Annotated in this window: 8 protein-coding genes; all 8 read right to left on the bottom strand. The window is 69.8% G+C overall.

Going from position 1 to position 14,356, the window contains the following annotated elements:
- Positions 1 to 53: 53 nt before the first annotated feature.
- The 8 genes from AAGI91_04605 to AAGI91_04570 all read right to left on the bottom strand — a co-directional run bounded on the left by AAGI91_04605 (position 54) and on the right by AAGI91_04570 (position 14,262).
- Positions 54 to 641, bottom strand: a complete 588-nt coding sequence (locus tag AAGI91_04605; GenBank protein MEM1041890.1) for a YdeI/OmpD-associated family protein — start codon at positions 639 to 641, stop codon at positions 54 to 56.
- 52 nt (positions 642 to 693) lie between these two features.
- Positions 694 to 1,554 (bottom strand): NAD(P)-dependent oxidoreductase, encoded by an 861-nt coding sequence (locus tag AAGI91_04600; GenBank protein ID MEM1041889.1) that lies wholly within the window; start codon positions 1,552 to 1,554, stop codon positions 694 to 696.
- A 61-nt stretch (positions 1,555 to 1,615) separates the two neighbouring features.
- A complete protein-coding gene (locus tag AAGI91_04595) occupies positions 1,616 to 2,215 on the bottom strand; it encodes a Crp/Fnr family transcriptional regulator (protein ID MEM1041888.1) in 600 nt (199 codons plus the stop codon).
- Entirely contained in the window at positions 2,212 to 3,549 is a 1,338-nt protein-coding gene (locus AAGI91_04590) for an alpha/beta hydrolase (protein ID MEM1041887.1), read from the bottom strand. Before AAGI91_04590 ends, AAGI91_04595 begins: the two co-directional genes overlap by 4 nt.
- Positions 3,550 to 3,559: 10 nt before the next feature.
- Positions 3,560 to 3,871, bottom strand: a complete 312-nt coding sequence (locus AAGI91_04585; GenBank protein ID MEM1041886.1) for a type II toxin-antitoxin system RelE/ParE family toxin — start codon at positions 3,869 to 3,871, stop codon at positions 3,560 to 3,562.
- Entirely contained in the window at positions 3,859 to 4,062 is a 204-nt protein-coding gene (locus AAGI91_04580; protein ID MEM1041885.1) for a hypothetical protein, read from the bottom strand. The genes AAGI91_04585 and AAGI91_04580 overlap by 13 nt, the downstream gene beginning before the upstream one ends.
- A 936-nt stretch (positions 4,063 to 4,998) precedes the next feature.
- Positions 4,999 to 5,310, bottom strand: a complete 312-nt coding sequence (locus AAGI91_04575) for a DUF433 domain-containing protein (protein ID MEM1041884.1) — start codon at positions 5,308 to 5,310, stop codon at positions 4,999 to 5,001.
- A gap of 54 nt (positions 5,311 to 5,364) precedes the next feature.
- Entirely contained in the window at positions 5,365 to 14,262 is an 8,898-nt protein-coding gene (locus AAGI91_04570) for a glucoamylase family protein (protein MEM1041883.1), read from the bottom strand.
- Between the last annotated feature and the right edge of the window lie 94 nt (positions 14,263 to 14,356).

The following is a 14,356-nucleotide window of genomic DNA, read 5'->3' as shown; positions in this document are numbered from 1 at the left end:
GAAGTGCGACAAGAAAATACCGCCCGGTCTGCACTCTGCTCAGCACGAGACGGTCACGAACGTGACCACTGATTCGCGCGCTCGTTCCGCTGCGCGAGGCGGGCCGTCTCCTCGATGCGCCGCGCCCGCGTCGCGTCGCGCTTCGCTGTCGCTATCCACTCTAGGATGCCGCGCTTCGCCGAGCGCGGAAAGGCGGCCCAGTGCTCAGTCGACCCGGGATGGGCGTCGAAGGCAGCGGCCAGATCGTCCGGCACGACGAGGTCCTCGATAGCGTCGAGCGCTGTCCACGACCCGTCGGCCTTCGCGGCATCAACTTTCGCTTGCCCGGCAGGGGTCATCTTCCTGGCCGCGGTCATCCGGGCGACGCGCTCTTTGTTTGGACGGCTCCACCCGCTGCCCAGCTTGCGCGGGGCGAAATACAGCATCGTCCGCTTCTCGTCGAGGGCACGCGGCAGGCTGTCGACCCATCCGAAGCAGAGCGCTTCCTCGACGGCCTCGTCGTAGCTCACGGTCGGGGTGCCGGCGGCCTTCTTGTTGCGGACGAGCCAGACGCCGTCGCCGCGCTCGTGGTGGGCTTCGAGCCAGGCCCGCCACGCGGCGCGGTCGGCGGGGTAGGTTGCGTCCTCGGGCAGCTCAGGCATCGGGATGGGCGGGCGGCATCGGGTTCTGACCGCCGGCCTGCCGCCACGTTCCTCAGCCGCTATGCAACTGCGCGATGCCGACGATGTCGCCGCCCCCGAACCCGCGCCGCTTGGCCTCGGCGAACGCTGCCTGCGTCGCGGCCACGACCGAGGCCTCCACACCGCTCCGCTCCGCTTCGGCGACGGCGTAGCTGAGGTCTTTCTCGACGAGGTCGATGGGGAAATTGGGCGCGAAGGCGTGCTCGGTCATCAGCGTCGCTAGGCGCGCGGCGGCCGGGCTGGCTGTGGGGAGCGCGTTGAGGATACCGACAGCGTCCGCTTCGCCGAGGCCGGCACCGCGCAGCATCGCGATCATCTCGGCGAGCACCGCCGCCTGCACCGCGAAGACGGCGTTGACGGCCAGCTTCATCGCCGCGCCCGACCCGACGAGCCCGACGTGATGCACCGCCCCACCGAGCACGTCGAGCACAGGGCGGGCCGCCTCCAGCGCCGCCGCCTCGCCGCCGATGAGGAACGTCAGCTTCCCGCCCTCGGCGTGGGGCCGCGACCCGACGACCGGCGCATCGAGGAACCCTGCGTCGCGCTCGGCGACCGCCTCGGCGAGCCGCCGGGTCCAGCCAGGCGTGACCGTGCTCGACTCGACCGCGACGGCTCCAGGCTTGAGTCCGCGCGCGGCTCCGTTCTCGCCCAGCCAGATGGCTTCGGCCGCTGCGTCGTCGCGGACGATGGACAGGACGAGGTCGCTGCCCTCGGCAGCTTCGCGGGGCGTGGCGGCGACGGTGGCTCCGCGCTCGGCGAGCGGCGCGGCTCGCTCAGGCGAGCGGTTGTAGACGGTGACAGCGCGGCCGTGGTCGAGCAGGCGGGCGGCCATCCGGGCACCCATCGCGCCGAGGCCGAGAATCGAAACGTGCATCGCATCTCCAGGTTGGTGAGACCCAAAGATGCACAGGGCGGCGAGGCGGTCGCCTTAACCTTTATTCAGAAACGGCAGCCTCGGCCAGTTCGCGCCGGATGCGCGAGAGGTGAACGTCGGTGACGCCGAGGAGCGAGGCGATATGGTAGAGCGGGACGCGCTGCACGAGCCCGGGGTGCTGCGCTACGAAATCGAGGTAGCGCTCCGTCGCGCTCTGGAGCAGGAGCGAGCGCGTGCGTAGCTCCTTCCGCGTCAGGATCAGCTCGGCTAGCTTCCGTCCGAGCCGCTCGAACGCCGGGTCGCGGTCCATGAGGGCGACGAAGTCGGTGTACGCTGCGGTCAGGACGGTCGTCGGTTCCAGTGCCTCGACGCCGTAGAGGAGGGGCAGCCCGAGGTTTGCCGCCGCAAGTGCGCCCGCGAACTCGCCTTCGGCGACGAACGCCTTGTTCGACTCGCGTCCGTCGTCGGCCGGGTAGTAGAACCGCAGCAGGCCCTCGGCGACGAACAGCACCTCGTGCCGCGTCGCGCCGGGTAGGACCAAGTGCTCGCCGGCTTCGAGCGTTCGCACCGAGAACGCCGCCGCGAGGGCGTCGCGCTGCGCGTCGTCGAGGGTCACCCAACGCCCTGCGACCTCAGCCAGCGGTTCGTGATGCGCGGTCATGGCGAGACGAAGCGGTCGTCGAACCAGTCGATGAGGGTCTCCAGCAGGACCGGGCTGCGGGTCCACGGGCGGTAGAACCGGTCCGGCCACACGCCCTCGCCGACGAACGCTGCGGGTCGAGCGAGCGTGTGGTCGACGCCCGGCAAGACGAGGACGATCGCGTCGCCGTTGCCCGCGAGCGCAGCGCGGAGGAGCGGCACGTTGTCCTCGGGCGGGACGATGGGGTCGTTCTCCCCGAAGACGGCGAGGACCGGCACGTCGACCTCGCTCCACGGCGGGGCCTCGAAGCCGCGCCGACGGCGGAAATAGTCGAGGTCAGGAAAATCCAGGCTGTCGGGAATGAGGGCGTGCTCGGCCCAGCGCGCGGCCCGCGCCTCGGCGTTGATCGGCTCGAAGGCGGACCACGGCGCGTCGGCCTGGGCGAGGACGACCGTCTGCCGCTGGTACTCAAACGCGGCGGCGTACTCGGCCTCGGAATATTCCTCGTCCGCTCCGCGCATGAAGGCCGCCGTGACCTGGCCCTGCTGGTCGGCGAGGGAGACGGCCGGACCGACGAGCGTGACGACGAACGCCACGTCGTCGCGCTCTGCCGCGACCACCGGGACGATCCACCCGGCCGCACTGTTGCCGAAGAGTCCGACCGGGCCAAGGTCACCCCGCGCCGCGAGAGCGTCGAGGGCCGCGCGCACATCGTCGAACCGGTCCTCCGCCGTTTCCGTGCCGCGCGTGCCCGTCGAGCGGCCCGCCCCGCGACTGTCGAAGGCGAGGGCGGCGACGCCGTTGCGAGCCAGCAGCCGGCCCCAGAGCGACATCTCGGCCCGCGTGCCGTACCCGCGCCCCGTGACGAGAACGGCCGTCGGGGGGCGCTCGACTCCGGTGGGGCGGATGAGCGTGCCCGCGAGCGTGTCGCGCCCGGCGGCGAATCGCACCTCCTCGGTCTCAATCGGCGGCAGGTCGAAGTCCACGACCTTTTGCAGGTGGACCCTCGCCGTCACCGAGTCGGCTTCGGTCACCGTCCCGCGGAGGTGCCCCTCGCCGAGGTCCACAACGAGCCGCATCGCGTCGCCGAAGAGGCCCGAGGTGAGCGTGCCGTCGTAGGTGCCGCCCGGCGCGTACGAGAAGGCGAACGGGAAGCGGTCGTAGCCGTTGTAGGGTAGCGTCAGTTCGGTGCGAAGCGAGTTCTCGTCGTCGAGGCTGAACCGCAGTTCGAACAGGCGCGGCGTGCCGCTCTCGATGCTCGCCCCGGCCCATCGTCCAAGTAGACCTGGCGGCACGTCCGATGGCTGAGCGATTACCGGGGCTGCGAGGCAGAGGAAAAGGAGCAGATGGATCACGGGTCTGGAATCACGCATCGCTCTCCCCTGGCAAGGCTCCGAACTGGCGCGAGGAATGAAACACGGTGAGGATCTCCACCCGGTCTTCGTCCGGTAGGTGCATGTAAATGATACGGTACTGCCGGTGAACCACCTCCCGCATCGTTTCGTCCCCGATCTCCGGCACGGTGCGACCCGAGGTCGGGAAGACTTCGAGCCGCTCTGCTGCCTGCATGAGCCGACGAACAATCACTTCGGCATACCCCGGCGACTGCTGCGCATGGTAGGCACCGATAGATTCGAGGTCGGCGTAGGCTCGCGGCGTCCAGATCAGCTCTGCCACGACGCGATCTGTGCTTCGATCCGGCGCTTCACCTCATCGTGTGGAATCGTCTCTCCTCGCCGCGCCTGCTCCAGCCCCTGCTCGATCTTGCTCAGTAGCAACAGGCGCTCAATGGCATCCTCGACCGTCGCGTCCTCCGGCAAGTCGACGACGACTTTGACAATCTGGCCTTTAGAGATAGTGGCATGCATGGAGAGACCGTGTCTAGAAGTGGCGAATCAAGTCGCTCATACGTGTGGAAGCGGCTTGCTGTTCTCCACGCTCGCCCCGACCCACCGTCCGAGTAATCCTACCGGTGTCTCTGACGGTTGGGCAAGAGCTGGAGCGGCTAGGCAGAGAAGGAATGGCAGGCGGGTCATAGGATACTTTATGCGCTAACAAGAGTCCGATGCAGCTGCGCAGGGCGAATCAGCGGTAGGATGGGGCAAATCGGTAGGGTACTGCGTGTGGGAGCAGTCACAGGTCACACCGCCGACCATCCTGATATCTCGAATTTGGGTTGTCGAGCCAGCCAGCGGAAGCGAACTGGGTCAGCATAGTAATCATGCTCTCCCGTGTGCTCTCCTCCATACTTCACATCGTACAGTAGCCCCGGTGCTCCCACTGAGCTAGGACTTGATTTGTCCAGTGCGATCAAGCCACCGAGCCGTTCAGCCGTTTCACAGGCGAGCGTGCTAAGAGTGCGAACCGTTCGAGGCATGTCAGCGGACCTGAACCCGTGGAGATCAACTACACCCTTCGGCACCCATCCGAATGTTGCATTGAACGCCGGATCCTCGTCCCACCACATCGAAAACGAAACATCGAACTCCATTGCTTCCGCTCTATTCCCGAACACGAGTTTCCACCCTTGTCGGGGTTTCATTCGCGGAAGCTCCGGGAGGTCTGATACGTGAGTGGCTAGTTCTGCGAACCGTGCTCGGAGTGGCGGGAGTTGAGGGGGAGGCCACTCCGGCAGTGCTACTTCTATACCTGGTCCCATTTCTCGGCGCGAGGTTATATGACCCGTAATTGTTTGTCAGCGAGCGTACCTGCCTCCGCTAGCGTAAGCACGTCGAGGCCACGTCGGCGCAGTCCCTTCGTGATGGCACCCGCGATGTGCTCGTCGGTGTAGTACCGAACGCGGGTCACGCGGCACCCTGCACGCGCTGCTCGAGAAGCGACGGCGTCTGGCGACGTAGCTCCTCAGCGAAAGCGTGTCCGGCTTCGATAGACTGGTCTATCGTTTCGCGGTGCGCGAAGTAGTACGCAAGGGCTGCGTAGATGTCGGCCAGGTCGAGGTCGTACTCGCTTGCGATTCGGTCCACGCTCCAGCCGAGGCGGTCGTGCCAGATCGCCACATTCTGGACAGTGATGCGGTGACCGTCGATGCGCGGCTTGCCGCCGCACACGCCGGGAGTCGCTACGATACGCTGGTCGAGTGTCTTTGCCGTCGCCATCTGCTTCGCGTCGAGGACGTTGGTTGTCTGCGCTTGCTAACGCGCCAGCGACCGCTACGGTTGCTCCGGCGAATCGTCCGACACCGACGACGGCTCGGTGGCAGCCTGCGCGCCGTTCGTCGCCGCGCCGGTGCCGCCGAGGGTGACTTTCACGTTGTGCGTCCCGCCGTCGTCCACGCGGGGGACGCGGGCAGCCCCTTCGACGACGGCTCCGTTCGCTCCGTCCACGGCCACGACGCCGTGCTCGACGCCCTGGTTCTCGACGGTGAAGACGTAGGTCGTCTTGTCGCTCGGGAGGCGGTAGCTGATCTTGAAGCCTGGCCAGTCGGCAGGGATGCGCGGGTCGAGCCAGATCGCATCGGCCTCGACCTTCAGCCCGAGGACGGACTCGACGGCGACGCGGTAGGTCCAGCCGGCCGAGCCGGTGTACCACGTCCAGCCGCCGCGCCCCTCGTGGGGGTGGACGCTGTAGACGTCGGCGGCAATCGCGTAGGGCTCGGTCTTGTAGTGGTCGGCCTTCTCCCGCGTGCGGGCGTGGTTGACAGGGGAGATCATCCGCAGGAGGTCCGTCGCCTTCGCGCCGTGGCCCTGCTCGGCGAAGGCGCGGATCGCCCAGAGGACGCCGTGGGTGTACTGGCCGCCGTTCTCGCGGACGCCCGGGAGGTAGCCCTTGATGTAGCCGGGGTCGTGCTCCGTTTTATCGAACGGCGGGGTGAGGAGGCGGATGATCCCGGCCTCTTCGTCCACGAGGTGCTCCTCGACCGACCGGAGCGCCTGCTCCGCGTGCTCCGGCGTGGCGACGCCCGAGATGATGCTCCAGCCCTGGGCAATCGCGTCGATCCGGCACTCGTCGTTCTGGGCAGAGCCGAGGGGGACCCCCTCGTCGTAGTAGGCCCGGCGGAACCACGCGCCGTCCCACCCGGTGTCGTTGAGCGCGACTTCGAGGTCCTTGAGGTAGGCGCGGTAGCGCTCGGCGCGCTCGGTCTCGCCCCGCTCGTCGCAGAGCGGGATGAACCCTTTGAGGATGTGGGCGAGGAAGAACCCGAGCCAGACGCTCTCGCCGGTCCCGTCGTTGCCGACGCGGTTCATGCCGTCGTTCCAGTCGCCCGAGCCCATCAGCGGGAGGCCGTGCTCGCCCTTCGTGAGCGAGCGGTCGATCGTGCGGGCGGCGTGCTCGAAGACGGTGCCCGTCTCGTCGGCGACGCCGGGCGTGAGGAAGGCCTCGTCCTCGCCCTCTTCGAGTTGCCGCGCGGTCAGAAACGGCTCGACCTCATCCAGGATGCTGGCGTCGCCGGTCGTGCGGACGTAGAACGCGACGGCGTAGGGGAGCCAGAGGAGGTCGTCGGAGAAGCGGCTGCGGATGCCGGCCTCGGTGATCGGGTGCCACCAGTGGAGCACGTCGCCCTCGGTGAACTGGTGGGCGGCGTTGCGGCGGATCTGCTGGCGCGTGAGGTCGGGGCGCGTGTAGATGAGCGCGGTCGAGTCCTGGAGCTGGTCGCGGTAGCCGAACGCGCCGCCGGACTGGTAGAACGCGCTCCGGCCCCAGAACCGGCACGCGAGGTTCTGGTAGAGCAGCCACCCGTTCGCCAGCACGTCGATCTCCGGCGCGGGCGTCTCGACGTGCGTCGCGGACAGCAGTTCGCGCCAGAACGCTGTGACCTCGTCGAGAGCGTCCTGTACGGCCTCGGCTGTGGCGTAGCGCTTGACGATCGTGCGCGCCGCGTGTGAGTGCTCCGCCTGCCCGATCAGGAAGCGCAGCTCTACGGTCTCGCCCGGCTCGACCTCGACCGGAACCTGGAACGCGGCGCACGGATCGAGGCCTGCGCCGACGGTCCCGTCGAGCGGAGCATCGGTCTCAAGGGCCGCTGGGAGCACGGTGCTCCCACCTCGGCCGAGAAACGTGCTCCGGTCCGAGGTGAAGCCTGCTACGGGTGCTCCGTGCGCCGCGGCGAAGGCCACGCGGCGGGCGAACGTACCGTTGTAGTAGTTGCGAGCCAGCAGGGCTCCCGTCTCCTCGTCGTGGTGGGTGGTGACGTAGGGTGCGTTCGGCGGGCGGCGCTCGCCGAGGACCCACTCGTGGTAGCGGAAGACGGTCAGCTTGCGCTTCGTGCTCCTGGTATTGGTGAGGCGGAGGCGGGCGATCTTGACGGGGTCCTCGCGCGGGACGAACAGGCAGACCTCCTGTTCGATCCCGTGACTTGCGTGGTGGTAGCTCGTGTAGCCCCAGCCGTGGCGCGTCTCGTAGGGCTCGCCGTCCGGGACCGGGCGCGGGGTCGGGCTCCAGAAGACGCCGCTCCCCTGATCCGTCGGGGTTTCGTCGCGCAGGTAGAAGGCCTCGCCCGCCGGGTCCATCACCGGGTCGTTGCTCCACGGGGTGAGCTTGTTCTGCTGCGAGTTGACGGACCACGTATAGCCCTCGCCGCTCTCCGACGCCGTGAACCCGGCGTTCTCGTTGGCGACGACGTTGATCCACGGCAGCGGGGTCCGGTCGAGGCCGCGCCCGGCGCGGCTGTGCTGGCGGACGACGTACTCGGTCCCGTCTGCGGAGAAGCCGCCGTAGCCGTTGAAGAACTGCAAGTCGTCGGCGTGCTTCTCGGCGTCGGCCTCGCGCGCCGTCTCCCCGGCGGGCCGGGGCAGGCTGTCGGCTTCGACCGTGAGCGCGGAGTCGAGGGTAGGGCGGTAGACGCGCTCGGCCTGACCGTTTTCGGCGACCTGTACGGCCTCGGAAGGCTCGTCGTCTTCGGCGTCGAACTGCGGGAGCTGGCCGTTGATTACGACGCGGGCGACAGTCAGGATGAGGGTCTGGTCCTCGTCGGCGAGTTGGTCGGTGCGGCGGACGAAGAGGCCGCCGCGCTGGTTGAGGAGGCCGCGCTGCGGCGAGGTCTGGATCGCCTGGAGAATCGCGTTCTGGAGCTCGCTCGCGTAGCTCGGCGGGTGATCGTTGAGGATGACGAGGTCGGTTTCCAGGCCGCGCAGCCGCCAGTACTCGTGCGCTTTGAGGAGGAGCCGGAAGTGGGGCATGTCGTCCGCCTTCGCGATGCGGTAGACGAGGATCGGGAGATCGCCGGAGATGCCGTGCGCCCAGAGGCCGGACTGCGGGCGCCGGTTGCGGAGCAGCACGTCTTCGGGCGCGCGGAGAGCCGCCCCGCCGTAGAGCATGTGCGAGGCGAGGCGCTGGAAGTAGAGCGCCCGCTCGCCCGGTAGCCCGAGGTGCTTGAGTTCGACGAGGCCGTAGACCGACGCCAGTTCGAGGGCGCGCTGCGCCGCGTAGGGGTGGTCGTAGCGCTCGACGAGGCGCTCGGCGTCCTCGCGCGAGTCGGCCGTGCCGAGCGAGAAGGTGACCGTCACGTTCTCCTTCGGCATCAGGACCACGACGCGGCGGAGCGAGACGACGGGGTCGAGCACGGCCCCGTCGGTGCCGGAGAGCCGGGTGCTCGGGTCCATCGCCGCCGGGTGGTCCAGCGTCCGGCCGCGCCCGATGAACTTGGCCCGGTCGGTCTCGAACTGGAGTTCCTCGAAGACCGGCCCGAGGGCCTTGTCGGCGACGGTGTGGACGAGCCACGGGCGGTGCTCGCCCTCCTTGCGCGGGCGGCGCGTGGCGATGATCGCGTTGTGCTCGGGGACGTACTCGGTCTCGACGAAGAGCTTCGAGAAGGCCGGGTGCGCGGCGTCGGCAACGGGCGGGAAGAGGACCACCTCGGCGTAGCTCGTCAGCTCGATCACGCGCGGCTGGTCGGAGTAGTTGGTCAGCGTCACGCGCCGGACCTCGACGTCGTCCTCGGGCGAGACGACGATCTCGGTGAACGTCTCGATCCAGTCGTCGACGCGGGCCGTCTCGACCTTGTTGGCGTGGAACCACGTCTCGTAGCGGTCCGGCGGCAGCGCCGACTGCACCGGCTGCTGCCCGGCCGACCAGAAGCGGTTGCTCTCGAGGTCGCGCACGTAGACGAAGAAGCCCTGCGCGTCGTGCGTGCGGTCCGGCTGCCAGCGCGTGACGCCCATCTCACCCTGGCGCGCGTAGCCGGACCCTGCACTCGTGAGGTAGGCCGTGTAGCGCCCGTTCGAGAGGAGCACGCCGCGCGGCACGGGGTCCGCAAGCGCGTCGCCCGTGAGGTGCTCGACGTAGGAGGCGACCGGCTGCACCTCGACCGGCTCGAGCTCGCCCTCGTCGAACGGCGCGGCGTCGATCTTCTCGACCACGCGCGGGACGCGCTCCTGGAGCAGCAGTTCACCCGACTGCACGAAGGGCTCGCAGTGGAACCGGTCCTGCACGCGGTTGTCGAGGAGGACGTTGGCGAGCGAGAGCAGGCTCATCCCCTGGTGGTGGGCGAAGTACGACCGGACGACCTGGAACGTCTCCTCGCTGGCCGTCTCGCCGGGGGTGGCGACGCGGGCCGGGGTGAAGTCGACGGCCTCGTAGTAGCCGTAGGGCCCGTAGGCCCCGAGTTCGTCGATCTTTCCCAGGTTCGAGAGGGCGCGGTCCGGCCGGACCATGAGCGCGAGGACCGTCGCGTAGGGGGCGAGCACGTAGTCCTCGCCGAGGCCGCGCTTGAGGCCGAGCCACGGCACGCCGAAGGCGCGGTACTGGTACGTCAGGTGGAGGTCGAGCGTGTAGTAGGCGCTCTCGGAGATGCCCCACGGGCGGCCCTTCGAGCGCCCGTAGAAGCGCTGCGTCGAGACGGCGTTGTAGAGCGTCTCGTCGAGGAGCGTCCGGGGATAGGTCCGCATGAACAGGAGCGGCATCAGGTACTCGAACATCGTCCCGCTCCAGGAGAGCAGCGTCTTGCGCCCGCGCGTGCTCCGGGTCGAGCGGCTGAGGCGGAACCAGTGCTCCGGCGGCACCTCGCCCTTGCCGATGGCGAGGTAGGAGGCGAGCCGCGCCTCGGAGGCGAGGAGGTCGTAGGTGCTGTCGTCGAAGCTGCCCCGGTCCACGTCGTAGCCAATCGAGAAGAGGTCGCGCTCGGCGTTGTAGAGCATGGCGAAGTCCATGCCCCGGAGGAGCGCGCCGGCGCGGGCGGCGAGGTCGCGGGCGTCGTGGAGAAGCGCGCCCACGGCATCGGCCGAAGCGCGGAGCCGCTCCGTATCCATCGCCCGGTCCGAGTCGGTCAGGAGTGCCGTCGTCCGGTCGAAGAGCGCGCCGAGCGTCGAGACCTGGTTGAGGTCGTCGTCGACGACGTCCCGGTCCTCGAGCCAGGGGGCGAGGCTGAGCAGTTCGCTCCGGGCGAGGCGGAGCTGGGCGAGGGGCTGCCCGGCCCAGGTGCGGAGCTCGTCCACGTCCTGGTCGCGCCAGACCGGGGAGGGCTCGAACTGCGCCGCCGTGTGGAGGTCGGCGGCGGCGGCGAGGAGGGCGTCGAGCCGGTCCCGCCACTCGGTGAGCGTCGCCGGCGTCGGCCGGTCGAGGGCCGCCCCGAGCCGCTCGCGGACGGCGACGATCTCGGCGGCGTCGAAGTCGTCGGGCGGGCACCGCCGGAGCGTCTCGTCGAGCGCGCAGAGCGCGTCGCGCACGCCCTCGGCGAGCGCCGGGCTCGGCCAGGCCGCCCCGGCGACCTCGCCGAGTCCCTGCTTGACCACGACGAGCGAGCCGGCGAGGTTGCCCGAGTCGACCGTCGAGACGTAGCGCGGGTGCATCACCGCCCCGGTCTCGGTCGCGTACCAGTTGTAGAGGTGGCCTCGGTGCTTTTCCAGCCCCTCGACGGCGCTGAGCATCGCGCCGAGCCGGCGGACCTCCTCCTGGCGCGGGAGGTAGCCGAAGTCGCGCGCCACCTGCACCGCGTTCAGAGCGAGGCCGATGTTGGTCGGCGACGTACGGCGGGCGAGGCCCTGGGCGGGCTTGACCTGGAAGTTGTCCGGGACGAGCCACCGGTCGTCGTCCGAGAGGAACTCGTCGAAGTAGCGCCACGTCCGGCGGGCGAGCGTGCGCAGCCGCCGCGTGTCGTCGAAGGTGAGGCGGTAGCGCTCGGGGCGCGTCGGGGCGCTGACGGCCTTCGCCACCCACGGCGCGGCGATCCACGCGACGGCGAACGGGAGGGCGGCGAGCCACGAGATCGGCTCGGCAATCGAGATCAGCACGAGGACCGCGACGCCGACCGCGACCGAGAGCCAGAGCGAGCGCGGGATGTCGCGGGCACCCTGCTCAGCCTGGTACGCCGTCACCCATTCGAGCCGGTTCTTGCGGGAGATGAACAGCCGCCACAGCGTCCGTCCGACGGCGTCGAGCATCACGACCGCCTGATGCGCCAGGAAGACGACCGAGAGGCCGGTCTGGAGGGCGTTCAGCTTGAGGTCCTCCCACGCGTGGCGGAAGTAGCTCGACGAGACCGTGTCGGCCGGCTGCCGGAAGAAGGCGTCGATGAAGGGGGCGTAGATCGGGAAGGCGAGGACGAGGAGGGCAATCGCGGTCCACACGAACGGCGAGCCGGGCAGCACCGAGGTCCAGGCCAGGGCGAGGAAGAGGACGAGCGCCACCGGCGTGAGGCTCCGCCGCATGTTGTCGAAGATCTTCCACCGGCCGACGACCGAGAGCGGGGTCCGGCGCCAGCGCCCGCGCGCGTCGCGGACGCGGGGCATCAGCCACGGCAGGAGCTGCCAGTCGCCGCGGACCCAGCGGTGGAGCCGCATCGCGAACGTGCTGTAGCGGCTCGGGTAGTCGTCGAAGACCTCGATGTCGGTCACGAGCGCGGCGCGGGCGTGGTTGCCCTCCAGAAGGTCGTGCGAGAGGACGGCGTTCTCCGGCACCGACCCGGCGAGCGTCCGGCGGAAGGCGTCGACGTCGTAGAGCCCCTTGCCGGTGTAGATCCCCTCGCCGAAGAGGTCCTGGTAGGCGTCCGAGACGGCCGTCGTGTAGGGGTCGACGCCGATGTTGCCGGAGTAGATGCGCGAGAACGGACTGCGCAGGCTCCCCTCGGGGACGACCGAGACCCGGGGCTGGAGGATGCCGTAGCCCTCGACGACGCGGCCGGTCTCGGCCGAGTAGCGCGGCACGTTGACCGGGTGCGCCGCCGTGGCGATGAGGTCCACGGCCCCGTCGGGCGGCAGCCGCGTGTCGGCGTCGAGCGTGACGACGTAGCGCACGGCGTCGCCCTGGACGGTCTCGCGGAAGTCGCCCTCGATGACGGTGTAGGTCGTTTCGGCATCTGCCCACTTATCAGGCGGGGTGCGGAGGAGGTCGTTGAACTCTTCGAGCTTGCCGCGCTTGCGCTCCCAGCCCATCCACACGCCCTGGCGCTCGTTCCAGCGGCGCTCGCGGTGGAGGAGGAAGAAGGTGTCGGTGCCCGGGGCACCATCGCCGCCGGCCCGCCCGGTGCGGGCGTTGAGCGCGCGCACGGCGTGGACGGCCGCCTCGACGATCGCGTCGTCGCCCGGCGCGTGCTGGGCCTCGGCGTCGCGGAAGTCGGTCAGGAGCGCGAAGCGCAGCGCCGGGTCGGGGTTGGCCGCGGCGTGGACCTCGAGCGCCTCGACCTGGGCGCGGGCGTTCTCGGGCGAGGAGAGCAGCGTCGGGATGACGACGAAGGCCATGTTGCCCTCGGGGATGCCGTCGCTGAAGTCCATCCGCGCGAGCTGCGACGGGGGGAGGAGCCGCGCCGCGTTGAAGTTGGCGAACGTGACGGCGAAGTCGAGCAGCGGCAGGAACGCCGCTGCCGCCGTGAGGCCGAGCAGGCCCGGCCCGGCCCCGGCTCCGAGCGCGATCCACAGCACGCCGGCGAGCGCCAGGAGGGTGACGACCGTGATAAAGCCGAGGTAGACCGCCGTCGGGTGCCGGTGGGCGATGCGCACCAAGCGCTCCCGGAGCGGTGCGCGGAAGCCGACCTCCTTCCCGAGCGCCCGCTGCCCCGGCCCGATGAGCCAGTAGCCGACGTGCCCGGCCGGGTCTGGCTCCCCCGCCTCCTTTGCCGACGCGGCGAGGGCGACGGCCCGCTCGGCGACGCCGAACTCGGTCTCGGACGCGTGGCGCGACAGGGTCTCGACGCGGTGGCGGTACAGGTCGCGCGTGCCGGGGTCCATCTTCGGGTACACGGCGTCGGGGTCGCCGCGCAGCGTGTCCTCGACCGCCGAGAGGTCCTCGACGAAGTCGCCCCAGTCGGTCTCGCCGGTGTGGCGGAGCGAGAGGATCGCGTTCGCCATCGAGACCTGCCACTGCGTCTCGCGCTGGGTGACGCGGCGCGCGACGTCTTCGAGCGTGGCGCGGCGCGAGCGGAGGCGCTGCTCCAGCCATTCGAGCGCGGGCACGGCGCTCGGCCCCTGCGCCTGGAGCCGGCTCGAGAAGGTCGTCACGAACGGCCCCGAGAGCGGCGAGTGCTCCCGCGCCATCTCGGCCAGGATGCCGACGACCTCGGACGGGTCCTCGTCGCCCCGCTGGGCGATGCGCCGCGCCCACCTCGACGCCGCGCGCCGCTCCTGCCGCGCCTCGATGATCTGCACCGTCAGCGCCACCACCTTCTCGACCAGCACGAGCCGGAGCATGATCGGGAGCGCCCACAGCTCGGCGAGCGTCAGGAGGTCAACCTCCTGGAAGGCCCGGGTGAAAGCTGTCAGGTTCTCCTGGTCGAGGGTGTTGTCGGTGTGCGAGGCGAGGGTGTGGACGAGCTCGAAGACGCGCGGCATCCCGGTGAACGGGCCGGTGCGGAGCTTGGGGAGCAGCTTGTAGTAGCTCTTCGGGAGGTTGTCCTCGATGTCGCGGACCTGGTCCCGGACGATGTGGAAGTTGTCGAGCAGCCACTCGGCCGCCGGCGTGACCACCTCGCGCTCGGCCCCGGCCCCGGCGAGCGCGCGGTAGGCGTCGGTGAGGTCGCGGTAGGCGCTGCGCAGGAGCGGGCGCAGCGGCTTGGAGACGCGTTTCTCCTCCACGAGCGCCTGGTCCCGGGCCAGACGCCGGGCGTACTCGGCGAGCTGGGCGGGCTTGAAGACGTTGGCGACAGTGGGGCCGTCGGGCACGAGGGTGGCGTCGTCAGGCATCGGGGCAGAGGCAGGTCGTGTTCCCGCAAGCTACGGCGCGGGTGGGCTCGGAGTGGGAGGAGTGGGAGGAGTGGGAGGAGTGGGAGGAGTGGGA

The sequence above is a fragment of the Bacteroidota bacterium genome, assembly GCA_038746285.1.
Lineage (GTDB): Bacteria > Bacteroidota > Rhodothermia > Rhodothermales > JANQRZ01 > JANQRZ01.
The sequence above is the reverse complement of the archived record's forward strand: the minus strand, read 5'-3'. Positions and strand labels throughout refer to the sequence as shown.

What these genes read in the sequence shown, in the direction of transcription:
- AAGI91_04600 (MEM1041889.1), bottom strand. Translation starts at nt 1,554, where the DNA reads ATGCACGTTTCGATTCTCGGCCTCGGCGCGATGGGTGCCCGGATGGCC.
- AAGI91_04595 (MEM1041888.1), bottom strand. Translation starts at nt 2,215, where the DNA reads ATGACCGCGCATCACGAACCGCTGGCTGAGGTCGCAGGGCGTTGGGTG.
- AAGI91_04580 (MEM1041885.1), bottom strand. Translation starts at nt 4,062, where the DNA reads ATGCATGCCACTATCTCTAAAGGCCAGATTGTCAAAGTCGTCGTCGAC.
- AAGI91_04570 (MEM1041883.1), bottom strand. Translation starts at nt 14,262, where the DNA reads ATGCCTGACGACGCCACCCTCGTGCCCGACGGCCCCACTGTCGCCAAC.
- AAGI91_04605 (MEM1041890.1), bottom strand. Translation starts at nt 641, where the DNA reads ATGCCTGAGCTGCCCGAGGACGCAACCTACCCCGCCGACCGCGCCGCG.
- AAGI91_04575 (MEM1041884.1), bottom strand. Translation starts at nt 5,310, where the DNA reads ATGGCGACGGCAAAGACACTCGACCAGCGTATCGTAGCGACTCCCGGC.